The following is a 26,452-nucleotide window of genomic DNA, read 5'->3' on the forward strand; positions in this document are numbered from 1 at the left end:
TCGCGCGGTGGATCCCGTGCACAAGGATACGGTCGAGCGGCTGGAACGCTTCTACGACGCGGTGCCCCGTGACTCGGCCCGCGCCGAGGAGCACGGCGGCCTGGTGCTGTTCGTCCGGGAGGGTGCCGGCTGGCCGTTCTACGCCCGGCCCCGGCTCGACGCCGCCACCCCGCCCACCCTCGCCGACGTCGCCGCCGTCCGGGAGCGCCAGCGGGAGCTCGGGCTGCCGGAGGCCTTCGAGTGGGTGCACGAGATCAACCCCGACCTGCTCGCCGTCGCCCGGTCGGCGGGCCTGGCCGCGCTCGAGGCACCGCTGCTGGTGCTCGACCCGGCCGCCCTGCCCGAGCCGGCGACGCTCGGCGACGTACCGGTGCGGCTGCTGGACCCGGCGGACCCGGACTTCGCCGCGGCGGTGGCCGCACACCGGGCCATCGCCGCCGTCGGATTCTCCGCGCCCGGCACTGACCGCGGGCCGGCCGGCCCCGCCGAGCGGGACGCCGCGCTCAACGAACTGGACGTGGCGGCCCTCGACGAGGAACAGGCCCGCATCGCCGACGGCCGGCGACTGTCGGCGCTGGCCGGCACCCCCGAGGACGGGGCGCTGGCCAGCGGGATGGCGATGCGCGTCGCCGACGTCGCGGAGATCGCTGGCGTGGCCACCCTGCCGGTCGCCCGTCGCCGCGGCCTCGGCGCGGCGGTCACCGCCACGCTGGCCCGGGCGCTGCTCAAGGCCGGCACGGACCTGATCTTCCTCTCCGCAGGCAGCGAGGAGATCGCCCGGGTCTACCTGCGGGTCGGCTTCCGCCGCATCGGCACCGCGTGCATCGCCGAACCCGCCCCCGTCGTGCCCTGACACACCCCTCCCCCACCCCCCACCCCCGCCCCGCCAGGCTCGTCGATCATGGAGTCGTGGTGGGCGTTCTGCGGCGATCAGGGGGACTTTTCCACCACCAGAACTCCATGATCGGCGGGGGGGAAGAGTCAGGGTCAGGTCGGGGGGCGCCACCGGGCGGCGGTTGTGGCGGCGCTGCCCAGCAGGCGCGGGGTGAGCGCGCCGAGGGCGGCGTCCCGCGCGCGCAACGCCAGCCGGCCACGGGCCTGGAGCACCGCCGACATGCGGCGTGCCTGCCGGACCATCGCCGCCGCACGGGGCCGGCGGGCGCGGTCGTACGCGGCCACCGCGTCCGGCAGCCGGGACTCGCGCACCAGGGCGGCGAGGGTCGCCGCGTCCTCGAAGGCGAGACAGGCGCCCTGCCCGAGGTGCGGCGGCATGGCGTGCGCCGCGTCACCGAGCAGCACCACCCCGCCGGGGCCGGCCGGGAAACCGTACGCGCGGGGCAGCGGCCGCAGCTCGCGGATCTCCTGCTGGACCAGGTCGGCCGGATCGGTGGCGTCGAGCAGGTCGGCGATCGGGGCGGGCCAGCCCGCGTACCAGCGCCGCAGCAGGGCGAGCTGGGTCTCCGGCGACTCCGGCCGGGGCGCGCCCGCCGCGGTCGCCACCCAGTAGATCCCGCCCCGGCTCGACGCCCCGGAGGAGCCGCGTTCCCCGAGCGAGGCGGAGACGAAGCGGTACCCGGCACCGAGGACCTCCCCGCCGACGGGCGCGTCGGCCGGCAGCCGCGGCGCCCGGTACCAGGGGATCACCGCACGCCAGGCGGCACAGCCGGAGCTGATCACGGTCGCCTCGGGCGCGAGCTGGGCGCGGATCACGCTGTCGGCGCCGTCGGCGGCGACCACCAGGTCGGCCTCGACGCCGTGCCGGCCGTCGCCGACCGAGGGGCGGGCGCCCGGCTCGGCGCGCACGGTACGCACGGTCACGCCGGTGCGCAGCTCGACGCCCTCCCCCAGCCCGGCGATGAGCGCGTCGTGCAGGTCCTCGCGGTGCACCACCACCGGCCTACGGTCGGCCGGCGCGGAACGGGGCGGCACGAGCCAGTGGCCGTCCGGGCGGCGTACGCCGCCATCGGGCAGCGGTGTGGCGATCGCGTCCAGCCCCGCGCCGAGGCCGAGGGCGTGCAGCGCGCGTACCCCGTTGGGCCAGAGCACCACGGCGGTGGGTTCCGGACGGATCCGGTCGGCGCGCTCGACCAGGGTGACCTGCCAGCCCGAACGCGCCAGCGCGCCGGCGACCGCGAGGCCACCGATGCCGGCACCGACCACGACCGCGCTGCGCATGCGGTCCTCCCCGCTCAGCTGTCGCGGTCGGCGGGCCGGACGCCGGCGGCGTCCGGGGCCCCGGCCTCCCCGGTCTCCCCGTCGCCCGCGGCCCGGTGTGCCGGCTCCGGCGTCCGGTCGGCCGTCGCGTCGGTGCCGGCGTCACCGGGCTCGTCGGCCCCGGGGGGCCGCTCGGCGCCGGTCTCCGTCCCGGAGGGCACCTCGCCGGTCTCCCGCCAGCGCCGGAACTGCTCCTCGCCGACCACCCGGTACCCCTCGGGCGCCGCCGGCTGGGAACCCGCCTCCCGCGCCGACAGGTCGACCTGGGACACGTCGGAGTCGGGGGCGGGCGTCGCCGCCGCACCGACCGGGATCAGGTACTCACGGGGACCACGCACCCGCAGGAAGTACACGAGCGCGGCGAGGAAGACGACGGCCGCGGTCCAGACGTTCAGGCGTACGCCGAGGATCGTGTTCGCCTCGTCGGTGCGCATCATCTCGATCCAGAACCGGCCGGCCGTATAACCCATCACGTACAGCGCGAAGGCCCGGCCCCGGCCCAGCTTCAGCCGGCGGTCGAGGACCAGCACCAGAGCGGCCACGCCCAGGTTCCACAGCAGCTCGTAGGCGAAGGTGGGGTGGTAGAGGCCCTCCTCCAGGATGGGCTGCCCGGCGTCGTCGCGCAGCGCCCGGCCCGGGTTGTCCGGGTCCATCCGGTGGATCTCCAGGCCCCAGGGCAGGGTGGTGCGGCCGCCGTACAGCTCGTTGTTGAACCAGTTGCCGAGCCGGCCGATCGCCTGCGCCAGCGGCAGGCCCGGGGCGAGGGCGTCGGCCACCACCGCGAACGGGATGCCGAGTTGGCGGGCGGCGAACCACGCGCCGACCGCGCCACCGGCCACCGCGCCCCAGATGCCGAGACCGCCCTCCCAGATGTAGAACGACTTCACCCAGTCGCCACCGGTGCCGAAGTACTTCTCCGGGGAGGTGATCACGTGGTAGATCCGCGCCCCGACGATGCCGGCCGGCACCGCGTACAGCGCGATGTCGAGCACCGCGCCGGGGGCCACCCCGCGCCGGCGCAGCCGCCGCTCGGTGACCCAGCAGGCCACGACGATGCCGGCGATGATGCAGAGCGCGTACGCGCGGATCGGGAAGGGGCCCACCTGCCACACGGCGGTGGTCGGACTGGGCAGGGCCGCCAGGGGTGTCTGCGAGGCGAGGGTCACGGGTGCACAGGCTACCGCCGATCGGCCCCCGCGCGGCACCCCGGTACGCCGGCCGGGTCGCTGTTCCATGACTTCCGGTGGCCACCGCCGTAGGCTCGACTGTCATGAGCACGCTCACCTGGGCGGTCGCCGCCGTCGTCACGGACGGCTCCGGGCGGGTGCTGCTCTGCCGGCAGGGTGAGCGACGGTACGCGCTGCCCGGCGGGCGGCTGCGGCCCGGCCGGAGCCCGGTTCGCGCGGCGATCCGGGACATCCGGGTCGAGACCGGCTGGGAGGTCGAGGTGGTCGACCTGGTGGGGCTCTACCACCTCGTCGAGCCCGACACGCCTCCGGCCGGTCGTGGTGGCCCGCTGCCCGACGTGCTCGTGCACGTCTTCCGTGCCCGGACGCTCGGCACGGCGCCGGTGGACGCCCCGGTCGGCGGGTGTCGGCTCTCCTGGCACGCCCCGGCGGAACTGCCCGGCACGCTCACGCCGGCCACCCGCGCCGCCCTGACCGACGCCCTCGCCGGCCGCAGCGGCGTGATCCGCGACTGCCCGCGGGTACCGGCGCCATCCCCACGTACGGCGCCGCCAACCCCGTCCCCAACCCCCCTCCCCTGACCGGCCACCCCCGCCAGCTTCCGCCGATCATGGACTTGTGGCGGGAACAGAGCGGGACGAACCATGCCACAACGCCCACCACAACTCCATGATCGACGCGGCGGAGGCGGGACGGGCGGGGGGTGGGACGGGTGGGTCAGGGGGTTTGGGTGGGTCAGGGGGTGGGGGTGCGGACGCCGGTGGACAGTTCGGCGGTCAGGGTGCGGAGGGCGGTCAGGCCCGACGCGAGGTCCGGGACGTCCAGGAGGCAGCGGACCAGGGCGCTGCCGACGATGACGCCGTCGGCGTACCCGGCGACCGTGGCGGCCTGCGCGCCCGTGCTGACGCCGAGCCCGACGCCCACCGGCACATCGGTGACCTCCCGGAGGCGGGACACCAGCACCGGCGCCGCCTCGGAGGTCTGCGCCCGGGCGCCGGTGACCCCCATGATCGCCGTGGCGTAGACGAACCCACGGCAGTGCTCGGCGGTCATTCGCAGGCGGGCGTCGGTGGAGGACGGCGAGACGAGGAACGTCCGGTCCAGCCCGTACGCGTCGGAGGCGGCCAGCCACTCCTGCGCCTCGTCGGGGATCAGGTCGGGCGTGACCAGGCCGGTCCCGCCGGCAGCGGCGAGGTCCCGGGCGAACGCGTCGACGCCGTACTGCTCGACCGGGTTCCAGTAGGTCATGGTCACCACCGGCGTGCCGGTCGCGGCGACCGCCTCGACGACCCGCAGCGCGTCGGCGACCCGGACACCACCGGCCAGCGCGATGTCACTCGCCCGCTGGATGACCGGCCCGTCCATCACCGGGTCGGAGTACGGGATCTCCATCTCGATGACGTCGACGCCGGCCTCGACCATGGCGGTCATCGCGGCGATGCTGCCCTCGACCGTGGGGAACCCGGCCGGCATGCAGCCGACCAGGACCGCCCGGCCGTCGGCCCGGGCCTTGTCGAACGCGACCCCGATTCGACTCACGCTCGTCACTCCTTGTCGAGGATGCCGAAGTACTCCCCGGCGGTGTGCACGTCCTTGTCACCGCGGCCGGAGAGGTTGACCACCACGACCGGCTCGCGCCCCAGCTCGGCGGCGAGCTTCGGCGCGATCGCGACGGTGCCAGCCAGCGCGTGGGAGCTCTCGATCGCCGGGATGATGCCCTCGGTACGGCAGAGCAGCTCGAACGCGGCCATCGCCTCCGCGTCGGTCACCGACAGGTACGTCGCCCGGCCGCTGTCGTGCAGCCAGGCGTGCTCCGGCCCGACACCCGGGTAGTCCAGGCCGGCGGAGATCGAGTGCGACTCGACGGTCTGGCCGTCGGCGTCCTGGAGCACGTACGTGCGCGTGCCGTGCAGCACACCGGACGAGCCGCCGGTGATGCTGGCGGCGTGCCGGCCGGTCGCCACGCCGTCGCCGCCGGCCTCGAAGCCGTACAGGCGCACGTCGGGATCGCCGACGAAGGCGTGGAAGATGCCCAGCGCGTTGGAGCCGCCGCCGACGCAGGCGGTGACCGCGTCGGGCAGGCCGCCGGTGAGGTCGAGGCACTGCTGGCGGGCCTCGTCGCCGATGCCGCGGACGAAGTCGCGGACCATGGCCGGGAAGGGGTGCGGGCCGGCGGCGGTGCCGATCAGGTAGTGGGTGCTGTCGACGTTGGCGACCCAGTCGCGCATCGCCTCGTTCATCGCGTCCTTGAGGGTGCGCGACCCGGTGGTGACCGGCACGACGGTGGCGCCGAGCATCCGCATGCGGGCCACGTTCAACGCCTGCCGCCGGGTGTCGACCTCGCCCATGTAGACCACGCACTCGAGGTCGAACAGGGCGGCGGCGGTTGCGGTGGCCACGCCGTGCTGGCCGGCGCCGGTCTCGGCGATGACCCGCTGCTTGCCCATCCGCTTGGTCAGCAGGGCCTGGCCGAGCACGTTGCGCACCTTGTGCGCGCCGGTGTGGTTGAGGTCCTCCCGCTTGAGCAGGACCCGCGCGCCGACCTTCGCCGAGAGGCGCCGGGCCTCGTACAGCAGGGACGGGGTGCCCGCGTAGTCCCGCAGCAGGGCGGCGAACTCGGCCCGGAACGACTCGTCGGCCATCGCCGTGCGCCACGCCCCGTCGAGTTCGTCGAGCGCGGCCACCAGGGCCTCGGGGACGAAGCGGCCGCCGAACCGGCCGAAGTGCCCGGTGGCGTCCGGATACGAACCGGTCGGGGCCGACGCGTCGACGCTCATCGCGGTTCCTCTCTGCGGGCCCGGAGCGCTCAGCGCACCGGGCGGGGCGTGGCCGGGTGGTTGCCGGCGTTTACCAGTTCGGCCACCGCCTCGCGGGGGCTCTTCTGGGTGACCAGGCCCTCGCCCACCAGGACCGCGTCGGCGCCGGCCGAGGCGTACCGGATGAGGTCGTGCGGGCCACGCACCCCCGACTCGGCGATCTTGACCACGCTGCTGGGCAGGCCGGGCGCGATCCGCTCGAACACCGAGCGGTCGACCTCCAGGGTACGCAGGTCGCGGGCGTTGACCCCGATGACCTGCGCGCCGGCCTCCAGCGCCCGGTCGGCCTCCTCCTCGTCGTGCACCTCGACAAGCGCGGTCATGCCGAGCGACTCGATCCGCTCGAGCAGGCCGACCAGCACGTTCTGCTCCAGCGCGGCGACGATCAGCAGCACCAGGTCGGCGCCGTGCGCGCGGGCCTCGTGCACCTGGTAGCTCGAGACCACGAAGTCCTTGCGGAGGACCGGCACGTTGACCGCGGCACGGACGGCGGCCAGATCGTCAAGCGAGCCGCCGAACCAGCGCCCCTCGGTGAGGACACTGATCGCCCGGGCGCCGCCGGCCGCGTAGTCGCCGGCCAGGTCGGCCGGGTCGGCGATCTCCGCCAGTCGGCCCTTGGACGGCGAGGAGCGCTTCACCTCGGCGATCACGGCCACACCCGGCTTGCGCAGGGCGGCGTACGCGTCCAGCGGAGGCGGGGCGGCGGCGGCCAGTTCCCGGATGCGCTCCAGCGGAACCTGCTCCTGCCGCCGGGCCACGTCCTCGCGCACGCCGGCCAGGATCTCGTCGAGCACGCTCCCGGGCTTCGCCGGACCGGCGTCGTCCCCTTCCGCGTGCGCATGCTCAGCAGTCACCAACGGACTCCCCTCTCCGGGTGTCATGGGCCGATGCTAGGGGGGCGTCGCCGGACCCGGACCGCCGGGGGTATGGCGCTCCTCACGAAGTGGGCTGCGGCATAATGCCGGACTTCGGGTGAAGACCGAATCACGCTCGGCCACGGCCCCTCGCCGCGGAGCGGGGCCGACCGGCACCGGGAGAACCACCCAGGACATCGACGCCATGCTATCCGCCCGACGGTGCGGGCGCTCCCGCCGAAGGGCGCGACGATGCCCGTCGATGTTGTGAGCAAGCTCAAGGACGAACGGCCCTTTCCCTGGCCAGCACCCCGGCCGCAGAGTTGACGTGGCGGTCACGACAGCGAAACGTGAGCCGGCGAGCATGTCCCTCGGGCAGACTCGATGGGGCGTCCGCCGAGTCAACAGAACGATCTCCGTACGGGGTTGACCATGAGCACTGAGAACATCGACCTCACCACCATCTCCCGTACCGTGGCGTCGCTCGCCGTCGGCGTGGTGCACACCCTCGAACGGGCCGTGATCGGCGAGGGGCGCATGCGTACCGCCCGGGGCAACGCGTGGGAGGCCGTTTGCGCCGACCGGGCCCGGGCCGACCAGCGGGCCGAGCTGGACCGCCTGATCGCCGAGCTGGCCGCGGCGCGAGCCGCCGCCCGCGACCGCCAGCCGGCGGCCTGAGCCGGCCGGTCAGTCGTCGGTCGGGTCCTCGCCCCGGTCCAGCGCGTCCCACGCGTCGGTGGTGCGGGCGCCGGTCACCGGGCCCGCGACCGGCGCCGGCTCCGCCGGCCGGGTCCGCCGCTCGTACCGGGCGCCCATCGCCGGCCACCGCGCCCCCCGGGCCGCCGTCAGCAGGCCGCCGGCCAGGGCGAGCATCCCGCCGACCAGACAGAGCGCCGGCCACCGGCGGTCGACCTCGCCGACGAACCCGGCGCCCAGGCCGTAGCCGCCGCCGGCCGCCACCGCCGCACCGAGCCCGGCCAGCAGACCGCCGAGCAGCCGCCGCACCCGCCCCCGGGTGGCCAGCACCGCCCCGCAGCCGGCCAGCGCGACCAGGGCCAGCGCCGGTAGCCAGGGCAGCAGGTCCGCGCCGCTGCGGGCTTCCCGCACCGGCGGCAGCGGAGCGGGACGGGACGCGAGGTCGACCGCCCAGGTGCGGGTCGCCGCCCAGACCGCGAGGCCCGCGCCGGCCAGGCCGAGCAGCACGGCGTACGTCAGCTCGCGCCGGCCCGCCGCGGGCCGCGCGCCGGGGTCACCGCCGCTCACCGGCTCGCTTCTTCGTTCGCGACTGCGGGGCTCGCAAGCTCACTCCTCGCGCTCACCGGGCCACCTCTTCGTTCGCGACTGCGGGGCTCGCAAGCTCACTCCTCGCGCTCACCGGGCCGCTCGCAGGGTCTCGGCGGCGGCGATCGCGGCGAGCACGGCCGCCGCCTTGTTCCGCGTCTCCTGGTCCTCGGCGGCCGGGTCGGAGTCGGCCACCACCCCGGCGCCGGCCTGCACGTACGCGCGCCCGTCGCGCATCAGAGCGGTGCGGATCGCGATCGCCATGTCGAGGTCGCCGCCGAAACCGAAGTAGCCGACCGTCCCGCCGTAGAGCCCGCGCCGCACCGGCTCCAGCTCCTCGATGATCTCCATGGCCCGCACCTTCGGTGCACCGGAGAGCGTGCCGGCCGGGAACGTCGCGGCGAGCGCGTCGAAGGCGGTGCGGTCGTCGGCGAGCGTGCCGACCACCGTGGAGACGATGTGCATGACGTGGCTGTACCGCTCGATGGTGGCGAACTCGGGCACCTCGACCGTGCCCGGTCGGCAGACCCGGCCCAGGTCGTTGCGGCCCAGGTCGACAAGCATCACGTGCTCGGCCCGCTCCTTCGGGTCGGTGAGCAGGTCGGCGGCGAGCCGGGCGTCGGCCGCCGGGGTGCCGCCGCGGGGGCGGGTGCCGGCGATCGGGTGCAGCAGCGCCCGCCGCTGCCCGTCGGTGTCGGTGGTCACCTTCAGGTGCGCCTCGGGCGACGAGCCGACGATGTCGAAGCCGTCGAAGCGCAGCAGGTACATGTACGGGCTGGGGTTGGTGGTGCGCAGCACCCGGTACACGTCGAGCGGGTCGGCGTGGGTCGCCCGCTCGAAGCGCTGCGACAGGACGATCTGGAAGCACTCGCCGGCACGGATCGCCTCCTTCGCCTCCTCCACCGCCTTCGGGTAGCCGCCCTCGGGCGTACGGCAGAGCACGTCGCCGGCCGGCGGCCGGTCCACTGTGGAAATCATCGGCGGGATCGGCCGGGACAGGGCGGTGGTCATCGCGTCCAGCCGCCCGACCGCCTGGTGGTACGCGGCGGCGACCGCCGTCTCCCGGCCGGGCGCGTCCGGCGGTGGCAGGATCGCGTTGGCCACCAGGATCGCCGAGCCGTCGTAGTGGTCGAGGACCACCAGGTCGGTGGCGAGCAGCATGCCCAGCTCGGGCACGCCGAGATCGTCGTCGGTGAGCGCGGGCAGCCGCTCGAAGCGCCGGACCAGGTCGTACCCGAGGTAGCCGACCATGCCGCCGGTCAGCGGCGGCAGCCCGGCGGCGGTGTCGGCGGCCGGCCCGGCCAGCGCCGCCACGGTCTCGCGCAGCACCGCGACCGGGTCGCCGGCGGTGGGCAGCCCGGCCGGCGGCCGCCCCGCCCAGATCGCCGAGCCGTCGCGCTCGGTAAGCGTGGCGACGCTGCGGACGCCGATGAACGAGTACCGGGACCAGGCCATTCCCGCCGAGCCGACGCCCTGTTCGGCGGACTCCAGCAGGAAGGTCCCCGGGCCGCCGGCCAGCTTGCGGTAGACGCCCACCGGGGTCTCCGCGTCGGCGAGCAGCCGCCGGGTGACCGGAACCACCCGCCACCGGGCGGCCAGTTCCGCGAAGGTCGCCTCGTCCGGGCTCACCCTGCCGTCGGTCATCACTGGCCCTGCCCTTCGTCCCCGAGCACGCCGGTGACCGGCAGCTCGGTGTGGAAGCACGTGCGTCGCCCGGTGTGGCACGCCGGGCCGACCTGGTCGACGCCGACCAGCAGCGCGTCGCCGTCGCAGTCGAGGGCGACCGAGCGGACGTACTGGTGGTGGCCGGAGGTGGCGCCCTTGACCCAGTACTCGCCACGGCTGCGGGACCAGTATGTGGCCCGGCCGGTGGTGAGGGTGCGGTGCAGCGCCTCGTCGTCCATCCAGGCGACCATCAGCACCTCGCCGGTGTCGTGCTGGCGGACCACCGCGGCGACCAGGCCGTCCGGGGTACGCCGGAGCCGGGCGGCGACCGCCGGGTCCAGGCGGGAGGGCCGGGCCGGGCCGCCGGCGGGTCGCGGGTCGGCGCCGGTCACCGGCGCATCAGGTACGGACACAGTGAGCCATTCTCCCGCACCCGGCGCGGGGACCGGCGCGGGCTCCCGCCTGCCGGGCCTTGCCCGGAGGGACGGATCTCATCTACCGTTGAGTTCAACATTTGATGAGTTTCGGGGAGGTGTGCGATGGAGGACGCCGTCGCCGTCCGTGACCTGGTCGTGGACCGGGGCGGGCGGCGGGTGCTGCACGGGATCAGCGCGACCGTGCCGCGCGGAAGTGTGACCGGCCTGCTCGGGCCCAGCGGCAGCGGGAAGACCACCCTCATGCGGGCGCTGGTCGGCGTGCAGGTGCTCACGTCCGGCACGGTGACCGTGCTCGGGCGGCCCGCCGGCGCACCGGAGCTGCGCCACCGGGTCGGCTACCTCACGCAGGCGCCGAGCGTGTACGCCGACCTGACCGTCCGGGAGAACGCCCGCTACTTCGCGCGGCTGCACGGGCGGGGCCACGCCGACGCCGACCGGGCGATCGCGGACGTCGGCCTGGCCGAGGCCGCCACCCAACTGGTCAGCACCCTCTCCGGCGGCCAGCGCAGCCGGGCGTCGCTGGCCTGCGCGCTGGTCGGCGACCCGGAGCTGCTGGTCCTGGACGAGCCGACGGTCGGGCAGGACCCGGTGCTGCGGGCCGAGCTGTGGGCCCGGTTCCACGCGATGGCGGCGGCCGGCACCACCCTGCTCGTCTCCAGTCACGTGATGGACGAGGCCGCCCGCTGCGACCGGCTGCTGCTGATCCGCGAGGGACGGCTGATCGCCGACGACACCCCGGCCGCGGTGCGCGCGGCCACCGGCGTCGACGACCTGGAGGAGGCGTTTCTGCGGATGATCCGCGCGAGCGAGGCCGGCACGGCCGGACGGGAGGCGTGATGAACCCGCGGATCCTGGCGGCCACCACCGGCCGCATCCTGCGCCAGCTGCGCCACGACCGGCGGACCGTCGCGCTGCTGGTGGTCGTGCCGGCGGTGCTGCTGGCGGTGGTCTACTACATGTACGTCGACCAGCCGACGCCACCGGGCCGTCCCGCGGCGTTCGACCGGATCGCGCTGGTGATGCTGGGGTTCTTCCCGTTCATCATCATGTTCCTGGTGACCAGCATCGCGATGCTGCGCGAGCGCACCACCGGCACGCTGGAGCGCCTGCTCACCACCCCGCTGGGCAAGCTCGACCTGCTCTTCGGGTACGGCATCGCGTTCGGCCTGGCCGCCGTGGTGCAGGCGGCGGTCGCGTCGGCCGTGGCGTACTGGCTGTTCGACCTGGACACCGCCGGGAGCAGTGGGCTGGTCATCCTGATCGCGGCCGTCAACGCGGTGCTCGCCGTCGCGCTCGGGCTGTTCTGCAGTGCCTTCGCCCGCACCGAGTTCCAGGCCGTACAGTTCATGCCGGTCGTGGTGGCCCCGCAGATCCTGCTCTGCGGGCTGTTCGTGCCCCGGGACGAGATGGCGGGCTGGCTCCAGGCGGTCAGCGACGTGCTGCCCCTGTCGTACGCCGTCGAGGCGTTGCAGGAGGTCGGGGCCAACGCCGAGCCGACCGGCACCATGTGGCGGGACCTGGCGATCGTGGGCGGCGCCGCGGTGCTGGCGCTGGTGCTCGCCGCGGCCACGCTGCGGCGACGCAGCGGCTGACCGGGGAGACGGGCGAGGGGCGAAGGGCGGCGATGAGGCGGCGGACCGGACGGCGACCGGGCAACCCGGACACCCGGGAGGCGATCCTGGCGGCGGCGCGGGAGGCGTTCGCCGAACGGGGCTTCGACCGGGCGTCGATCCGCGCCATCGCCGCCGCCGCCGACGTGGACCCGGCGCTGGTGCACCACTACTTCGGCAGCAAGGACAAGCTCTTCCTGACCGCCATGAACGCGCCGGCCGACCCCCGGGAGCTGCTGCCTACGGTGATCGCCGGTGACCCGGACGGCCTCGGTGAGCGGCTGGTCCGGATGTTCCTCGGGTTGTGGGACTCCCCGGCCGGCACCGCCGGGGTGGCCCTGCTCCGCTCGGCGGTCAGCAACGAGTGGACCGCCCGGCTGCTGCGGGAGTTCCTGACCACCCAGGTCCTGCGCCGGGTTCTCGACCACCTCGACCTGGACCCGGCGGAGGTGCCGCTGCGCGGGTCGCTGGTCGCCAGCCAGCTCGCCGGCCTGGCCATGATGCGGCACGTCATCAAGCTGGAGCCGGTCGCCTCCGCCGACCCGGAGACGCTTGTCGCCGCAGTGGGCCCGACGGTGCAGCGCTACCTGCTGGGCCCGCTCAAAGCGTAAGGAAGGGCCCCTTCTTAACGCCTCGCGTTGTAGAGGGGCCCCTTCTTAACGCCCGCGGGCGCTCAGGCGTGGTGGTGGGCCCGGCCGCCGGGGCACAGCACCGGGTGCAGCACCCGGGCCAGGTCGCCCGAACCGGCCAGCGGCTGCGGGAAGGCGAGGCGGACCCGGCGCCCGCGCCGGCCGTACGCGACCAGCAGCCCGTACCGGTCGACGCGTACGACGCGCGGCGCGGCGCCGGCCTCGCCGAGGCCGAGCTGCCGGCGCAGGTACGCGGACAGCCGCTCGCCGTGCTGGTCGGCGAGGTCGGCCAGCAGCGCCGCCTCGACCGGGTGCAGCGGATCCGGCTCGGCCTCGGCGTACGCCTCGGGGTCGATCCGGCGCACGGAGCCGGCGCGTTCCCAGCGGGCCTCGGCCACCTCGAAGCGGTACAGCCGGAACCGGGTGCCGACGTCGAGCAGGTCACCGGTCGGGTCCACGGCGGCGAAGTCGACCGCGGCGGCCCGGGCCTCGGCGCCGTGCAGCTGCCGCGCCCAGCCGGACACCCAGGCCCGGCCGAGGGTGGGCGCCCCGGCCGCCGGCGGCAGGTCCAGTACGTCGAGCACGGCCGCCACCTCGCAGCCGCCGTCGACCGGCCGCAACGCGGCGGCGAGGTCACTGACGACCGGTACCAGCAGCAGGACCCGGCCGTCCGGGTCGGTGACGTGCCGGGCGTGGTGTGGGCCGGGGCGGTGGGCCACGTGGACGAGGCCGGGCAGCCGGCCCGCGACGAGGGTACGGACGGTCTCCGCCGGGCTGGGCCGCATGCACGACCTCCTCAGTAGGTTAGCCTCACCTAACTCGGAGGTTAGAGCACCGGCCCGGCCGCGTCTACCGGGTCTGCTCCAGCCAGGAGGCGTAGAGCTGCCCGTACACCGACTCGGGGTCGCGGACCAGCTCCTCGTGCGGGCCACGCTGCACGATCCGGCCCCGGTCCACCACGATCACCTCGTCGGCGGCCTGCGCCGTCGACAGCCGGTGCGCGATCGCGAGCGTCGTCCGGCCCCGGGTCACCGCGTCCAGCGTGCGCTGCAACCGCACCTCGGTGGCCGGGTCGACGGCGCTTGTCGCCTCGTCGAGCACGAGCAGATCCGGGTCGGCGACGTACGCCCGGGCAAGCGCGACCAGCTGCCGCTCCCCCACGCTCAGCGCCTCGCCCCGCTCGCCCACCGGCGTGTGCAGGCCGGCCGGCAGCCCGTCCAGCCAGTCGGCGAGCCCCAGCTCGGTGAACGCGGCGGACAACTGGTCGTCGGTCAGCTCCGGCCGGGCGAAGCGGACGTTCTCCCCGACCGTGGCGTCGAACAGGAACCCGTCCTGCGGAACCATCACCACCCGCGAGCGCAACGAGGCGAACCGCACCTGCCGCAGCGGCACCCCGGACAGCAGCACGTCACCCTCGGTCGGATCCATCAGGCGGGTGAGCAGCTTCGCGAACGTCGTCTTGCCGCTGCCGGTCTCGCCGACCACCGCGACCCGGCTCTTCGCCGGGATCTCCACGTCGATGTCGTGCAGCACCGGCGCCCCGCCCGGGTACGCGAACCCGACCCCGGCGAACCGGATGTCCAGCGGCCCCGCGGGCAGCTCCCGGCCCTGCTCGCCCGGGTCGGCGACGTCCGGCGCGACGTCCAGCACGTCCAGCACCCGCCGCCAGCCGGCGATCGCGTTCTGCGCCTCGTTGAGCACCTCCGTGGCGATCTGCACCGGCTGGATGAAGAGCGTGACCAGGAACAGGAACGCGGTCACCTCGCCGATGCTGAGCGTACGGTCGGCGCCCAGGTACACGCCCAGCACGACCACGCCCGCCAGGGCCACCCCGGCGGCGATCTCCCCGACCGAGCTGCCCAGGATGCTGATCCGGATCGCCTTCTGTTGCGCCCGCCGCTGGTTGTCGATCGCCTCGTCGAGCCGGCGGGCGGTGCGCCCGGAGATCCCGTACGCCCGGATCACCGGCGCCCCCACGACGCTCTCGCCGATCGCGCCGAGCAGCGCGCCGGTGCGCTGCCGCACCACCCCGTACGCGCCGGCGAGCCGCCGCTGCAGCAGCCGGATCACGAACACCGCCGGGCCGAACGCCGCGTACACCACGAGGGTCAACTGCCAGGAGTACGCGAGCATCACGGCCGTGGTCACCACCAGCTGGCCGAGGTTGATCAGCAGGATCACGCCGCCCCACTGGAGGAACTGGGTGATCTGGTCGACGTCGCTGGTCACCCGGGAGACCAGGGAACCGCGCCGCTCGGACTGCTGGTGCAGCATCGACAGGTCGTGCACGTGCCGGAAGGCGCGTACCCGGACGTTGGCCAGCGCGGTCTCGCTGACCGTGAACAACCGGCGCATCATCAGGTAGCCACAGGTGGTGGTGACCACGAGCACCGCCGCGGTGACGGTCACGACCGTCCACACCACGGTCAGGTCCAGGCCGCCGGCGATCCCGTTGTCGATGCCCTGCTGCACCGCCACCGGCACGGCCGCCCGGCCGACCATGTAGACCAGCGCGAGGCCGAGCGTGCCCGCCAGCCCGATCCGCAGCTCCGGGGAGAGCGCCAGCCCGCGCCGCAGCGTCCGCCAGGTCGACTCGGGCGCCTCCGGCGCCTCCGTGACCGTCACCGGGCCCGCCTTCCGTTCGCGACTGCGGGGCTCGCAAGCTCACTCCTCGCGCTCACCGGGCCCGCCTTTCGTTCGCGACTGCGGGGCTCGCAAGCTCACTCCTCGCGCTCACCGGTCCACCTCCATCTCCAGGCCCGACGCCAGTGGCGGCGTGACCTGGTCGTCGTACGTGCGCTGCTCGGCCTGCTCCACCTCGGCCTGCTCGTAGGCGGTGACCAGGTCGGCGTAGGCCGGCACGGTGGCGAGCAGCTCGGCGTGCGTGCCCCGGGCGACCACCCGCCCCTGCTCCAGGTAGATCACCTCGTCGGCGAGCGCGATGGTCGCCCGGCGGTACGCGACCACCAGGATCGACGCCGCCGCCGACCCCGACCCGTCGGTCGAGGAGCGCAGCCCGGCCAGGATCGCCGCCTCCACCCGGGGGTCGACGGCGCTGGTGGCGTCGTCCAGCACCAGCAGGCGTGGCCGGCCGGCGACGGCCCGGGCCAGGGTGAGGCGTTGCCGCTGCCCCCCGGAGAGCGACGTCCCCCGCTCGCCGACCCGGGTGTCCAGCCCGTCGGGGAGGGCGGCGACGAAGCCGTCCGCCTCGGCCAGCCGCAGCGCCGCCCAGACGTCGTCGTCGCCGATGCCCGGGCGGTCCAGGGCGATGTTCGCCCGGACCGTGTCGTCGAAGACGAACGGCACCTGCGCGACGAGCGCGGCGGTGCGGGCCAGCGAATCGGCGGTGAGTTCCCGCACGTCCACCCCGTCGATCTGGACCGTGCCGGCGCGCGGGTCGACCAGGCGGACGGCGAGCGAGGCGATCGTGGACTTCCCGGCGCCGGTCGGCCCGACCAGGGCGACCGTGCGTCCCGCCGGCACGGTGAAGGTGACCTCCCCCAGCACCTCGGCGCCGGGCAGGTGGGCCTCGGCGGGCTCGTAGGCGAAGTGCACGTCGCGGAAGGCGAGCGTGGCCGGCCGGGGCTCGGCCGGGTCGAGCACGGTGTCGCCGTACGGCATCTCGCCGGTCGCGTCCAGCACCCGCCGGACCCGGTCCCAGCCGGCGACGCTGCGCGGCAGCTCGGCCAGCACCCAGCCGATGGCGCGTACCGGGAACGCCAGCACGGTGAACAGGAACGCCACGCTGACCAGCTCGGCGACGCTTATCGCGCCCTGCCGCAGCCGGAACGTGCCGACCACCAGCACGGCGAGGGTGCCCAGGCTGGGCAGGGCCTCCAGCATCGGGTCGAAGACGCCGCGCAGCCGCCCCACGGAGACCAGCGCGTCGCGCAGCTCGCGGGCGCGGCCGGCGAACCGTTCGGTCTCCTGCGCCTCGCGGCCCATGGTCTTGACCACCAGCGCGCCGTCGAAGCTCTCGTGGGCGATGCCGCTCACCTCGGCGCGCAACCGCTGGGCGCGGGCCTGTCGCGGCGCCATCCGCCGGGAGTAGACGACGTTGAGCGCGAACAGCGCCGGGAAGACACCCAGGCCGACGAGCGCGAGCGCCCAGTCGGTGACGAACAGCGACGCCACCGCGCCGAGCAGCATCACAAGCGTGCCGACGGCGAACGGCAACGGCGCGATCGGGTACCAGGCGGCCTCGACGTCGGAGTTGGCGTTGGACAGCAGGGTGCCGGTGGCGTTGCGGTGATGCCAGGACAGCGGCAGCTGCAGGTAGCGCCGGGTGACCCGGCGGCGGTAGGCGGCCTGCAGGCGGAACTGCATGTAGCCGGCGCCGAGCCGCCGGCCGAAGATGCCCACCACCCGCAGCACGCTGATGCCGAACAGCGCGACGGCGGCCAGGGCGAGGGCGCCGACCTCGACCGACCCGTCGGCGATCGCCGGGACGACCACGTCGCCGACGACCGCACCGACCACGAACGCGCTGGCGATGACCATCAACCCGAACAACACGCTGCCGGTCACCGCGACCGCGAAGATCCTCGGTTGTTCCCGGATCGCCCGGCCGAGGACCACAAGCCCCCGCCAGAGCACGTCCCGACTCGTACCGCTCGCCACGCTCTCCCCCGCCGTAAGCCGCAATTATCTCTCCCATCCTTACCTGCCGGGGCCAGGTCCGCCGCGCCGGGCGGGCATGTCCGTCGTCACCCCGGACCGCGGCGCCGCGGACGCGGACGGCGCGCCGGGCGGGGGCCGGCCCGCGCTCCGGCGCGCCGGCATCCGGCGCAGGCCCTACGATCGACGTCATGCCGAGGTACGCCCGATCGGAGCGCGCGGCGCTCGCCGATCTCTTCCAGACGCTGGGACCGGACGCACCGACGCTCAACGAGGGCTGGAGCACCCGCGATCTCGCCGCCCACCTGGTGCTGCGGGAGCGGCGCCCGGACGCGGCCGGCGGGATCATCCTCCCCCCGCTGCGGGGGCACGCCGAGCGGGTCCGCCGCCGGCTCGCCGCCCAGCCGTGGACGCGCCTGGTCGACCAGGTACGGCGACCGCCGCTGTGGAGCCCGGTCAGCAACCCGCTTACCGACGAGCTCGCCAACACGATGGAGTTCTTCATCCACCACGAGGACGTCCGCCGCCCCGGGACCGGCTGGCAGCCCCGCGACCTGCCCGCCGGGTTACAGCGCGCGCTGTGGCGGCGCGCGGGCGCGCTGGCCCGGTTGGCGCTGCGTCGTTTCCCCGCCACGGTGCTGGTGCAGGCGCCGGGGCACGGGGAGCTGTCCGTCGGTCGGGGTGGCGAGCCGGTCCGGCTCGTGGGCGCGCCCGGAGAACTGGTGCTCTTCCTCAGCGGCCGGCAGCGGGCGGCACGGGTTCAGGTCGACGGTCCGGCAGCGGTTTCCGACCGGCTGCGCGCCGCCCGACTGGGCCTGTGACTCGCCGCGCACGAGCGGTCACCTGCGTCGATGGGATTCCCTCCACCCACTGATCGCGCCCGATACCTGCCTCCCGTACGCTGTGCCGCGCCGCCACCCTCCCCGGCGGCGCGTCAGGGGGCAGCATGCGGACCTTCGCGGTCTCGGCGCTTCATGAACCCCCCTTCCCCGCCGGACGCCACGTCGAGACCGAGCGGGTGGGCGGGGAGAGCATCGTGTGGGCGCAACGCTTCGGCCTGGTCACCAGCGGGCACCGGCTGCGCCGGGCGGACGCGGCCGGGCTCGCCGGGCGCGCCTGCCCCGCCGGTCCGGCCGACCGGCTGCGCCTGCTGGCGGACCTGATCTCCTGGCTGTTCGTCATGGACGACACGTGTGACGAGGACGGCCTCGGTGCGGCGCCGACCCGGCTGGCACCGGTCGTGGCGGGCCTGCTCGACGTCCTCGACCGGCAGGGCGACCCGCGGGCGGCCCAGCCGACCGGGGCCGGGCCGCTGGGCGACGCCCTGGACGACCTCTGCCGCCGGGTCCGCGACGCCGGCCCGCCGGGCCTGCTCCGGCGCTTCACCGGCCAGGTCCGCACCTACCTGCTGTCGCTGTTCTGGGAGGCGGCCAACCGGGAGCAGGGCCGGGTGCCGCTGGACGGCGAGTACGTGCAGATGCGCCGGCACACCGGCGCGGTCGAGCCCAGCTTCACCCTCACCGACCTCGCCGCCGGCGCGCTGCCCGGGCCGGAGCGGTGCGCCGATCCCGCGCTGGCCGCCCTCGACCTGCTCGCCGCCGACCTGGTCTGCTGGTGCAACGATCTCTTCTCCTACGGCAAGGAGAACCACGACGCCCGGGACGCGCACAACCTGGTCACCGTGCTCGCCGAGGCGTCCGGCGGGGGCGAGGCGGCGGCCCTGCGCGCGGCGGCGGACCGGTTCAACCAGGCGCTGTCGGCGTACCTGGCGGCGGAGGCGACCCTCTGGGCGGAGGGGGACGACGCGCTGCGGACCGTGCTGGGCAGCCGCCGCAACTGGATCCGCGCCACCTACGACTGGTCCCGGACGGCCGCCCGGTACGCCTGACCGGCGGCGTTCCATCTCGCGGGACGGCGGTCAACCCCGGCGTGGGGCACTAGCCGATGGCCGGTGCCAGGCAATACTCTTCGGTAACGCACATTGGCGTGACGACCGTCACGCCACCACCCCCGAAGGCGGCTACAGCGATGGCTCTCGATGTACCGTACCGTTCCATCCCTGACATGTTCCAGAAGCGTGTCGCGGCGACTCCCGACCGCCGCGCCTTCGCCTACCCGGCCCCGGACGACTCGGGGCCCATCTGGTTGACCTGGGAACAGGTGGCCCAGCGCGCCAAGGCGATCGCCGCCGGGCTGCACGGCCTGGGCGTCGGTCAGGAGGATCCGGTTGCGATCCTGGCGAACACCCGGCTCGACTGGGTGCTCGCCGATCTCGGCATCATGTGTGCCGGCGGCGCGACAACCACCGTCTACCCCACGACCGAGCCGGAGGACGCGACGTACATCATCGCGGACTCGGGCTCGCGGGTGCTGTTCGCGGAGAACCCGGACCAGGCCGCGAAGATCGCCGGTGCCGAGCTGCCCGCGCTGACCCACGTGGTGCTCTTCGACGGTGCCGCCGACCCCGCGGCGGCGGTCCCTCAGCTGACCCTCACCGAGCTCGAGGAGAAGGGCCGCCAGGCGCTCGCCGCCGAGCCGGACCTGATCGACATGCTGGTGGCCGGGATCGGCCCGGACCACCTGGCCACCCTGATCTACACCTCCGGCACCACCGGCCGGCCCAAGGGCGTCGAGCTGCTGCACGGCGGCTGGTGCTGGGAGGGCGTCGCGCAGGCCGAGCTGGGACTGCTCCGCGAGGACGACCTGCAGTACCTGTGGCTGCCGCTGTCGCACTCGTTCGGCAAGACGCTGCTCTGCGGCGCCATCCACGTGGGTCTGCCCACCTACGTCGACGGCCGGGTCGACAAGCTCGTCGACCTGCTCGGCGTGGTCCAGCCGACGTTGATGTGCGGCGCGCCGCGGGTCTTCGAGAAGGTCTACAACCGGGCGGTCACCACCGCGCGGAGCGCCGGCGGCGCCAAGGCCAAGATCTTCGCCTGGGGTGTCGGCGTCGGCAAGGAGAAGGTCGCGCTGGAGCAGGCCGGCAAGCCGGTCCCGGCCGGGCTGAAGCTCAAGTACGCGGTGGCCGAGAAGCTCGTGTTCAGCAAGCTGCAGGCCCGCCTCGGCGGGCGGATCCGGGTGCTCGTCTCCGGCGCCGCGCCGCTCAGCCCCGAGATCGCGACCTTCTTCGCGGCCGCCAACCTGCCGATCTCCGAGGGCTACGGCCTGACCGAGACCAGCGCCGGCAACTTCGTCAACCCGCCGGACGGGCTGCGCATCGGCACCGTGGGCAAGGCGATGGGCGACCTGGAGTGCCGCGTCGACACCGACGGCGAGATCCTGATCAAGGGCCGGCCGGTGATGCGCGGCTACCACAACCTGCCGGAGGAGACGGCCGCCGCGTTCACCGAGGACGGCTTCTTCCGTACCGGTGACATCGGCACCCTCGACGAGAACGGCTACCTGCGGATCACCGACCGCAAGAAGGACCTGGTGAAGACGTCGGGCGGCAAGTACATCGCCCCGTCGCACATCGAGGGGATGTTCAAGGCCACCTGCCCGTACACGTCCCAGGCGGTGGTGATCGGGCAGGCGCGCAACTACTGCACGATGCTCGTCACGCTCGACCCGGACGCGATCAAGGGCTGGGCCGCCGGCACTCCGCTGGAGGGCCGCAGCTACGCCGAGATCGTCTCCTCGCCGGAGGCCCAGGCGATGGTCGAGGAGTACGTCGCGCAGCTCAACGCCAAGCTGAACCGGTGGGAGACGATCAAGAAGGTCACCATCCTGCCGCGTGATCTCACCATCGAGGACGGCGAGATCACCCCGTCGCTGAAGATCAAGCGGCGCGGCGTGGAGAAGAACTTCTCCTCCGAGATCGACAAGATGTACGAGGGCACGCTCGCCGAGATCTAGGTGGCGCATTGGACGGCCGCGCCCCTCCGCCCCGGGGCGCGGCCGTCGTCACCCACGGCTGCCACCGCCAACCGTTCACAGGTGCCGCTGCCGCCAGCGGCTCTGCTCGGCCTCCGCCGCGAGTTGCTCCTCCAACGCGAGCTGGCGCACCTGGCGCCGGCGACCGTTCTCGCTGACCGTCTCCCAGGCGATGCCGGCGCTGGTGATCAACGCCAGTACGGCCAGGGCGACCAGCTCAGGGACCGGGGTGACGAACGGACCCACGGCGGCGAGCGCGACAACGGTGATCAGCAGCGGCCGGTGGACCTCCCGTAGAGCCAGCAACCAGCACCCCGCGATGCTGAGCAGGTAGAGGCCCACCCCGCCGTAGAAGACAGCGACCCAGAAAGCGCCCAATGGTTCGCCCCATGCAGGGGTGCCCGGGGCAGCGCCCTCGGCCAGCAGATCCTTGAGACCGAGAGCGAAGAGGATGATGCCACCGACCAGCGGCAGATGCAGGAACGTGTAGACGTCCCGGGACATCCGCAGCCGCGCGGCCGGCTCGCGGGCGTGGTGCAGTGCCTGCTCCAGCGCGAACGCCAGAGTGTCGAAATACGCCCACCAGAGCGCCGCGACGACCAGGATGCCGAGCAGCGCGGCGACCGCCACCGGGCCGTTCAGCGCCAGGCCCGACTTCGGGCCGAGCCCCAGTGCGATGATCGATTCACCGAGAGCGACCAGCACGATAAGAGCGTGACGCTCCGCCCAGTGCCCGGCGGAGAGAACCACCCACCAGCGGCGGGCCACGGTCACCCCGCCGACGTACTCGACCAGCAGCGCGATCGTCCACAGCGCCAGTTGCAGCGCCACGGCGAGCGGCCGGTCGGCCAAGCTCGCCGGCACGGTACCGGCGACCACCAGCAGCGCGGTGGCCACCGCCGGGAACAGGGCACGCAGCAGCAGCCGGCGGCGCTCGACCGGATCGGAGCGGTCGACCCAGCCGAAGACCGCCAGCTGGGCCATCCGGATCACGAAGTAGCTGGCAGCGAAGACCAGCGGGCCGGGTAGCCCGCCAGGGCGGTCGACGAACGCGCCGGGCACGCTGAGCACCAGCAGGAAGGTCGCGGCAATCGTGATGACGCCGATCAGTGGAAGCAGGCCCTGGTCGGCGCGGATCGCGTTGCCCAACCGGGCGAACCCGGTCCACGACCACCAGAGCAGCGCCAGCACCAGCAGGCAGCGGTAGAGGTTGGCCGGTGTGAGCTGGTTGGCGGTCAGGGTGGTGACGCTTAGAAACGCGAAGACGAAGACCAGGTCGTAGAAGAGTTCCAGCCGGCTGGTCCGCGACCCGGGTGCACCCGGCCTGATCGCCCGCGACCATCGGGCACCATCGCCGTTCCCCACACCAGCAGTCTTCCCGGACGGGCGCCGGTCCGGCCGCCGTCCGCGGAGCCGTACCGGATCGGGTCCACCAGGCCGCGGGTGTCGCGGGCGTGACACCCGCTGTCAGGCGATGACGGTGGGCTCGGCCCATTGCGGCCGGCGCGCCCGGTCCAGGTCGTACCGCACGGCTGCGATCCGGCCGACGGCCTCCACCAGGTCGGCGGCGGGCAGCGTGAACGGCAACCGCAGGAAGCGCTCCAGCGTGCCGTCCAGGCCGAACCGGGGACCGGGCGCGAGGCGTACGCCCACCTCCTCGGCGGCCCGGGCCAACGCGCTGGAGATCGGGCCGTCGAGTTCGGCCCAGAGCGTCACCCCGCCGTGCGGCACCGTGACCCGCCAGTCCGGCAGGCGCTCGGCGAGAGCGCCGAGCAGCGCGTCGCGCTGGGCCGTGAGCTGCGTACGCCGGGCGGCCACGATCGCCGGCGCCTGGGCGAGCAGGTGCACGGCGACCAACTGGTCCAGCACCGGGCTGGCCATGTCCACGCCGACGCGGGCGGCGGCGAGCCGCTGCACCTGCGGGGCGGACGCACGGATCCAGCCGATGCGCAGGCCGCCCCAGAACGGTTTGCTCATCCCGCCGACGGTGATCACCCGGGAGTGCCGGTCGAAGCTCGCCGCGGGCGGCGGGACCACCGTCCCGTCCAGCGGCAGGTCGACGAACGACTCGTCGACGATCAGGTCGGTGCCGACGGCGTGGGCGGTGGCGACCAGTCGCTCCCGAAGCTCCGCCGACATCAGGTGGCCGGTCGGGTTCTGGAAGTCCGGGATCAGGTAGGCCAGCTTGGGCCGCCCCTGGCGCAGGGTGCCGAGCAGGAGGTCGGCGTCCCAGCCGGGCTCGCCGAGGGCGAGGCCGTGGGTGGTGATCCGGGCCCGCCGGGCGGCGAGAGCGGACAGCGCGTTCGGATAGCTGGGCGCCTCCACCAGCACGCTGCCGCCGGGGCTGTGCGCGAGCCGGAGCACCAGGTCCAGGGCGTGCTGGGTGCCGTTGGTGACCATGATCTGCTCGGGCGAGGTGGGCAGGCCCCGCTCGGCGTACGCGCGGGCGATGGCCTCCCGCAGCTCGATGATGCCGGTCGGGTGGTAGCCCGCCCCGCCCAGGTAGCGGGGCAGGTCCTCGGCGGCCGCCCGAGCGGCGGGCAGCAGCTCCGGCGGGGCGGAGAGCGCGGCGACCCCGAGGTCGAGCATGTCCCGGTCGTCGAGGGGGGTCCAGAGGCCGTTGCCGGCCATCCGGTGGTTGCCGGGGAGCATGGTCCAGCTACCGGCGCCCCGGCGGCTGGCGAGGTGGCCGCTCTCGCGCAGCTCCCGGTACGCGGCGGTGACGGTGGTCCGGCTGATCCGCAGGGCCTCGGCCAGCTCGCGTTCGGCCGGCAGCCGTACGCCGAGCGGCAGGCGCCCGTCGGCGAGCAGGCCGCGGACGGCGGCGGCCAGCGCCGCGTAGTCCGGGCTACGCCGACGACCGGGCAGGGCATGCCACTGGCCGAGGAGTCGGGCCAATTGGACTCCGCGCACCTGACTCGTCATGGGCCACTCCCGGATTATTGGCTCTTCTCCGCCACCAATTGGCACCTAGGGTGGCATGCGTGGCACAGATTGGCAATCTCCGGTACCGGCCGACGCGGCGCCTGACCCAGCTCTACGCCGGGCTGGTGCTCTACGGGGTGAGCATGGCCCTGATGATCCGCTCCGGCCTCGGCCTCGACCCCTGGGACGTCTTCCACCAGGGGCTCGCCGAGCTGACGGGGCTGTCCTTCGGCACGGTGACCATCGCGGTCGGCGCGCTGGTGCTGCTGCTGTGGATCCCGCTGCGGCAGCGCCCGGGACTCGGCACGGTCAGCAACGTCGTCGTGATCGGGCTCGTGGTGGACGCGACGCTGCCACTGCTGCCGGAGAACCTGCCGCTCCCGGCCCGGGCCGCTCTGCTCGCCACCGGCATCGTCGCCAACGGCGCCGCCACCGGTCTGTACATCGGCGCCCGACTCGGTCCCGGTCCCCGGGACGGCCTGATGACCGGCTTCGTCGCCCGCCGGCCGGGCTTCTCGATCAGGCTGGTCCGCACGACCATCGAGATCACCGTGCTGGCGTTGGGCTGGCTGCTCGGCGGCACGGTCGGCGTCGGCACGGTGGCGTACGCCCTCACCATCGGGCCCCTGACCCAGTTCTTCCTCCCCCGCACAACCATCCCGCTCCCCCCGCCCCTCCCCACCCCCACCCCGAGCACCCCCTGACCTGCGCGATCTTGCACTTCGGGCCCTCCTTTCGCGTCTTTTCTCCTTTCTGCCGGGGCCGAAAGTGCAAGATCACGTAGCGGGGTGCGGAGGGTGATTGCGACGTGGCGTACCGGGGTGGGGTGTTTTCTTTCCGGCGAGGGGTCGGCAGAATCTGGCCATGGGGGAGAACCGATGGCGGTGGACCGACGCCTGGATCTTCGTCTCGTTGGTGATCGCGAGCGGCGCCGGCCGGCACCGCCGGGCGGCGTCCAGCCGCCGGCCGGAGGGCGTCCGCCTCGCCGACGTGCTCTCCACCGCCGACCACCTCAACCGCGCGATCCCCGAGCGGCACGAGGTCGAGGCGGCCGTTCGCCGGCTGGCCGGCGCCGGGCTGGTCAGCGTCTCCGACGGCTGGTTCCGGATCACCCCGGACGGTGAGCGGCTCTGGCGCACCCGGCCCAGTGCCGGCCTGGCCACCACCGTCGACACCGTGCAGAGCGTGCTGAGCCGCCGGCACACCCCCGGCGACGCGGACTGGCACCTCGACGAGGCCGACCACGCGGCGGCGGTGCAGGAGTACGCCGTACGCTCCATCCCCATGCCCCGGCGCTCCCCGGAGGACCACGCCCGTCAGGAGTGACCGGCGCCGCCGCGTACCCTCGGGACGCCGGACCGGGACGGCGCGGTCAGCGGACCGGGTAGCCGGCCCGAGCCGACAACCGGTCAGCGGACCGGGTGGCCCGCCCCGCGCAGCGCGTCCTTGACCTGGCCGACGGTCAGCTCGCCGAAGTGGAAGACGCTCGCGGCGAGCACCGCGTCGGCGCCGGCGCCGATCGCCGGCGCGAAGTGGGCGACCTCGCCCGCGCCACCGCTGGCGATCACCGGCACGTCGACCGCCTCGCGCACCCGGCGGATCAGCTCCAGGTCGAAGCCGGCCTTGGTGCCGTCGGCGTCCATCGAGTTCAGCAGGATCTCGCCCGCGCCCAGCTCGGCGCCGCGCCGTGCCCACTCGACGGCGTCGATGCCGGTGCCACGCCGGCCGCCGTGGGTGGTGACCTCGAACCCGCTGGGCGTGGTGCCGGCCGGCGCACGGCGTACGTCGAGGGAGAGCACCAGCACCTGCCGGCCGAAGCGGTCGGCGATCTCGGCGATCAGCTCCGGCCGGGCGATCGCGGCGGTGTTCACGCCGACCTTGTCGGCGCCGGCGCGCAGCAGCGTGTCGACGTCGCCGACCTGCCGGACGCCACCACCGACGGTCAGCGGGATGAAGACCGACTCCGCGGTGCGGCGGACCACGTCCAGCATGGTGCCGCGGTCGCTGGCGGAGGCGGTGACGTCGAGGAAGGTCAGCTCGTCGGCGCCGGCCCGGTCGTACGCCGCCGCCAGCTCCACCGGGTCGCCGGCGTCCCGCAGGTCGAGGAAGTTGACGCCCTTGACCACCCGTCCGGCGTCGACGTCCAGACAGGGGATGACCCGTACCGCCACCGTCATGCCCGCGAGCCTATCCAACGCCGCCCCCGCCGGTGACCGCCGTGTGAGGCCGGCCACCGGCGGGGGCGTGCTGCTTGGGTTCTAGGGATCGTTGCAACACCTGACTGTTTCAGGGGTTGTGATGGTCTTCGAGGTCCGCAGTGATCGAGGGCCGCAGGGTCGTAAGA

25 protein-coding genes are annotated in these 26,452 nt (G+C 74.3%); 11 read left to right on the forward strand and 14 right to left on the reverse strand.

All coding sequences use genetic code 11. The features are described 5' to 3' along the window. The first annotated feature begins 7 nt into the window (after positions 1-7). Positions 8-853: a GNAT family N-acetyltransferase gene (locus tag ABTW87_RS25815; RefSeq protein WP_502891645.1), complete on the forward strand. Its 846-nt coding sequence runs from the start codon at positions 8-10 to the stop codon at positions 851-853. 134 nt (positions 854-987) lie between these two features. On the opposite strand, the gene ABTW87_RS25820 is transcribed toward ABTW87_RS25815, so the two are convergent. Continuing rightward, entirely contained in the window at positions 988-2,175 is a 1,188-nt protein-coding gene (locus tag ABTW87_RS25820) for an FAD-dependent oxidoreductase (RefSeq protein ID WP_350653564.1), read from the reverse strand. 14 nt (positions 2,176-2,189) lie between these two features. Further along, positions 2,190-3,380, reverse strand: a complete 1,191-nt coding sequence (gene lgt, locus ABTW87_RS25825) for a prolipoprotein diacylglyceryl transferase (protein ID WP_350653566.1) — start codon at positions 3,378-3,380, stop codon at positions 2,190-2,192. Between the two features lie 104 nt (positions 3,381-3,484). Here lgt and ABTW87_RS25830 point away from each other — a divergent pair, with 104 nt between their 5' ends. Further along, positions 3,485-3,982 carry an NUDIX hydrolase gene (locus ABTW87_RS25830; protein ID WP_350653567.1) on the forward strand — a complete coding sequence of 166 codons (498 nt, stop codon included), beginning with the start codon at positions 3,485-3,487 and terminating at the stop codon, positions 3,980-3,982. Positions 3,983-4,136: 154 nt separating this feature from the next. Here ABTW87_RS25830 and trpA read toward each other — a convergent pair whose 3' ends face one another. Genes trpA through trpC form a run of 3 tightly spaced genes read right to left on the reverse strand, consistent with a single transcriptional unit; the run spans position 4,137 to position 7,011 of the window. Further along, positions 4,137-4,940: a tryptophan synthase subunit alpha gene (gene trpA, locus ABTW87_RS25835; protein ID WP_350653569.1), complete on the reverse strand. Its 804-nt coding sequence runs from the start codon at positions 4,938-4,940 to the stop codon at positions 4,137-4,139. Between the two features lie 5 nt (positions 4,941-4,945). Continuing rightward, on the reverse strand, positions 4,946-6,178 hold the full coding sequence (trpB, locus tag ABTW87_RS25840) for a tryptophan synthase subunit beta (RefSeq protein ID WP_350653570.1): 1,233 nt from the start codon (positions 6,176-6,178) through the stop codon (positions 4,946-4,948). A 29-nt stretch (positions 6,179-6,207) separates the two neighbouring features. After that, positions 6,208-7,011, reverse strand: a complete 804-nt coding sequence (gene trpC / locus ABTW87_RS25845) for an indole-3-glycerol phosphate synthase TrpC (RefSeq protein WP_350653596.1) — start codon at positions 7,009-7,011, stop codon at positions 6,208-6,210. 492 nt (positions 7,012-7,503) lie between these two features. On the opposite strand from trpC, the gene ABTW87_RS25850 reads away from it, so the two are divergent. After that, entirely contained in the window at positions 7,504-7,749 is a 246-nt protein-coding gene (locus tag ABTW87_RS25850; RefSeq protein ID WP_350653572.1) for a hypothetical protein, read from the forward strand. Positions 7,750-7,758: 9 nt separating this feature from the next. Here ABTW87_RS25850 and ABTW87_RS25855 read toward each other — a convergent pair whose 3' ends face one another. The 3 genes from ABTW87_RS25855 to hisI form a co-directional block, all read right to left on the reverse strand. Beyond that, positions 7,759-8,334: a Trp biosynthesis-associated membrane protein gene (locus ABTW87_RS25855; RefSeq protein ID WP_350653573.1), complete on the reverse strand. Its 576-nt coding sequence runs from the start codon at positions 8,332-8,334 to the stop codon at positions 7,759-7,761. A gap of 108 nt (positions 8,335-8,442) precedes the next feature. Further along, the gene (locus ABTW87_RS25860) at positions 8,443-9,996 is read right to left on the reverse strand and encodes an anthranilate synthase component I (RefSeq protein WP_350653575.1); all 1,554 of its coding nucleotides are present in this window, start codon (positions 9,994-9,996) and stop codon (positions 8,443-8,445) included. Continuing rightward, a complete protein-coding gene (gene hisI / locus ABTW87_RS25865) occupies positions 9,996-10,430 on the reverse strand; it encodes a phosphoribosyl-AMP cyclohydrolase (protein ID WP_350653576.1) in 435 nt (144 codons plus the stop codon). The genes ABTW87_RS25860 and hisI overlap by 1 nt, the downstream gene beginning before the upstream one ends. Positions 10,431-10,556: 126 nt before the next feature. Between hisI and ABTW87_RS25870 the strand changes: the two genes are divergently transcribed. Genes ABTW87_RS25870 through ABTW87_RS25880 form a run of 3 tightly spaced genes read left to right on the forward strand, consistent with a single transcriptional unit; the run spans position 10,557 to position 12,675 of the window. Further along, the gene (locus ABTW87_RS25870; RefSeq protein WP_350653577.1) at positions 10,557-11,291 is read left to right on the forward strand and encodes an ABC transporter ATP-binding protein; all 735 of its coding nucleotides are present in this window, start codon (positions 10,557-10,559) and stop codon (positions 11,289-11,291) included. Beyond that, positions 11,291-12,046: an ABC transporter permease gene (locus ABTW87_RS25875; RefSeq protein WP_350653578.1), complete on the forward strand. Its 756-nt coding sequence runs from the start codon at positions 11,291-11,293 to the stop codon at positions 12,044-12,046. Before ABTW87_RS25870 ends, ABTW87_RS25875 begins: the two co-directional genes overlap by 1 nt. 32 nt (positions 12,047-12,078) lie before the next feature. Continuing rightward, positions 12,079-12,675 (forward strand): TetR/AcrR family transcriptional regulator, encoded by a 597-nt coding sequence (locus tag ABTW87_RS25880; protein ID WP_350653579.1) that lies wholly within the window; start codon positions 12,079-12,081, stop codon positions 12,673-12,675. A 62-nt stretch (positions 12,676-12,737) separates the two neighbouring features. Here the strand turns inward: ABTW87_RS25880 and ABTW87_RS25885 are convergent, their stop codons facing one another. The 3 genes from ABTW87_RS25885 to ABTW87_RS25895 form a co-directional block, all read right to left on the reverse strand. After that, the gene (locus ABTW87_RS25885; protein WP_350653581.1) at positions 12,738-13,478 is read right to left on the reverse strand and encodes a DUF2470 domain-containing protein; all 741 of its coding nucleotides are present in this window, start codon (positions 13,476-13,478) and stop codon (positions 12,738-12,740) included. Between the two features lie 64 nt (positions 13,479-13,542). Then, complete coding sequence (locus ABTW87_RS25890; RefSeq protein ID WP_350653582.1) at positions 13,543-15,318, reverse strand: ABC transporter ATP-binding protein; 1,776 nt, start codon at positions 15,316-15,318, stop codon at positions 13,543-13,545. Between the two features lie 108 nt (positions 15,319-15,426). Then, entirely contained in the window at positions 15,427-17,313 is a 1,887-nt protein-coding gene (locus ABTW87_RS25895) for an ABC transporter ATP-binding protein (RefSeq protein ID WP_350653583.1), read from the reverse strand. Positions 17,314-17,501: 188 nt separating this feature from the next. Between ABTW87_RS25895 and ABTW87_RS25900 the strand changes: the two genes are divergently transcribed. The 3 genes from ABTW87_RS25900 to ABTW87_RS25910 all read left to right on the forward strand — a co-directional run bounded on the left by ABTW87_RS25900 (position 17,502) and on the right by ABTW87_RS25910 (position 21,165). Next, complete coding sequence (locus tag ABTW87_RS25900; protein WP_350653585.1) at positions 17,502-18,131, forward strand: TIGR03085 family metal-binding protein; 630 nt, start codon at positions 17,502-17,504, stop codon at positions 18,129-18,131. A 125-nt stretch (positions 18,132-18,256) separates the two neighbouring features. Beyond that, positions 18,257-19,198 (forward strand): terpene synthase family protein, encoded by a 942-nt coding sequence (locus ABTW87_RS25905; RefSeq protein WP_350653586.1) that lies wholly within the window; start codon positions 18,257-18,259, stop codon positions 19,196-19,198. Positions 19,199-19,338: 140 nt separating this feature from the next. Continuing rightward, a complete protein-coding gene (locus ABTW87_RS25910) occupies positions 19,339-21,165 on the forward strand; it encodes an AMP-dependent synthetase/ligase (RefSeq protein ID WP_350653587.1) in 1,827 nt (608 codons plus the stop codon). 75 nt (positions 21,166-21,240) lie between these two features. Here ABTW87_RS25910 and ABTW87_RS25915 read toward each other — a convergent pair whose 3' ends face one another. Then, positions 21,241-22,548 (reverse strand): low temperature requirement protein A, encoded by a 1,308-nt coding sequence (locus ABTW87_RS25915; RefSeq protein WP_502891646.1) that lies wholly within the window; start codon positions 22,546-22,548, stop codon positions 21,241-21,243. 102 nt (positions 22,549-22,650) lie between these two features. Continuing rightward, positions 22,651-24,108 (reverse strand): MocR-like transcription factor YczR, encoded by a 1,458-nt coding sequence (yczR, locus tag ABTW87_RS25920; RefSeq protein WP_350653588.1) that lies wholly within the window; start codon positions 24,106-24,108, stop codon positions 22,651-22,653. 59 nt (positions 24,109-24,167) lie between these two features. Here yczR and yczE point away from each other — a divergent pair, with 59 nt between their 5' ends. Beyond that, a complete protein-coding gene (gene yczE, locus ABTW87_RS25925) occupies positions 24,168-24,812 on the forward strand; it encodes a membrane protein YczE (RefSeq protein ID WP_350653589.1) in 645 nt (214 codons plus the stop codon). Positions 24,813-24,972: 160 nt separating this feature from the next. Further along, complete coding sequence (locus ABTW87_RS25930) at positions 24,973-25,434, forward strand: hypothetical protein (RefSeq protein WP_350653591.1); 462 nt, start codon at positions 24,973-24,975, stop codon at positions 25,432-25,434. A gap of 83 nt (positions 25,435-25,517) precedes the next feature. On the opposite strand, the gene hisF is transcribed toward ABTW87_RS25930, so the two are convergent. Continuing rightward, entirely contained in the window at positions 25,518-26,285 is a 768-nt protein-coding gene (hisF, locus tag ABTW87_RS25935; protein WP_350653593.1) for an imidazole glycerol phosphate synthase subunit HisF, read from the reverse strand. Positions 26,286-26,452: the final 167 nt, after the last annotated feature.

Source organism: Micromonospora sp. NPDC126480 (genome assembly GCF_040302465.1).
GTDB lineage: Bacteria > Actinomycetota > Actinomycetes > Mycobacteriales > Micromonosporaceae > Micromonospora.

Excerpts from the sequence above, each read along its gene's own strand:
- ABTW87_RS25870 (WP_350653577.1), top strand. The coding sequence starts at position 10,557 with ATGGAGGACGCCGTCGCCGTCCGTGACCTGGTCGTGGACCGGGGCGGG.
- hisF (WP_350653593.1), bottom strand. The coding sequence starts at position 26,285 with ATGACGGTGGCGGTACGGGTCATCCCCTGTCTGGACGTCGACGCCGGA.
- ABTW87_RS25830 (WP_350653567.1), top strand. The coding sequence starts at position 3,485 with ATGAGCACGCTCACCTGGGCGGTCGCCGCCGTCGTCACGGACGGCTCC.
- ABTW87_RS25875 (WP_350653578.1), top strand. The coding sequence starts at position 11,291 with ATGAACCCGCGGATCCTGGCGGCCACCACCGGCCGCATCCTGCGCCAG.
- ABTW87_RS25905 (WP_350653586.1), top strand. The coding sequence starts at position 18,257 with ATGCGGACCTTCGCGGTCTCGGCGCTTCATGAACCCCCCTTCCCCGCC.
- ABTW87_RS25910 (WP_350653587.1), top strand. The coding sequence starts at position 19,339 with ATGGCTCTCGATGTACCGTACCGTTCCATCCCTGACATGTTCCAGAAG.
- ABTW87_RS25850 (WP_350653572.1), top strand. The coding sequence starts at position 7,504 with ATGAGCACTGAGAACATCGACCTCACCACCATCTCCCGTACCGTGGCG.
- ABTW87_RS25885 (WP_350653581.1), bottom strand. The coding sequence starts at position 13,478 with ATGCGGCCCAGCCCGGCGGAGACCGTCCGTACCCTCGTCGCGGGCCGG.
- ABTW87_RS25930 (WP_350653591.1), top strand. The coding sequence starts at position 24,973 with ATGGGGGAGAACCGATGGCGGTGGACCGACGCCTGGATCTTCGTCTCG.
- ABTW87_RS25860 (WP_350653575.1), bottom strand. The coding sequence starts at position 9,996 with ATGACCGACGGCAGGGTGAGCCCGGACGAGGCGACCTTCGCGGAACTG.
- ABTW87_RS25900 (WP_350653585.1), top strand. The coding sequence starts at position 17,502 with ATGCCGAGGTACGCCCGATCGGAGCGCGCGGCGCTCGCCGATCTCTTC.
- ABTW87_RS25880 (WP_350653579.1), top strand. The coding sequence starts at position 12,079 with ATGAGGCGGCGGACCGGACGGCGACCGGGCAACCCGGACACCCGGGAG.
- yczR (WP_350653588.1), bottom strand. The coding sequence starts at position 24,108 with ATGACGAGTCAGGTGCGCGGAGTCCAATTGGCCCGACTCCTCGGCCAG.
- ABTW87_RS25820 (WP_350653564.1), bottom strand. The coding sequence starts at position 2,175 with ATGCGCAGCGCGGTCGTGGTCGGTGCCGGCATCGGTGGCCTCGCGGTC.
- trpB (WP_350653570.1), bottom strand. The coding sequence starts at position 6,178 with ATGAGCGTCGACGCGTCGGCCCCGACCGGTTCGTATCCGGACGCCACC.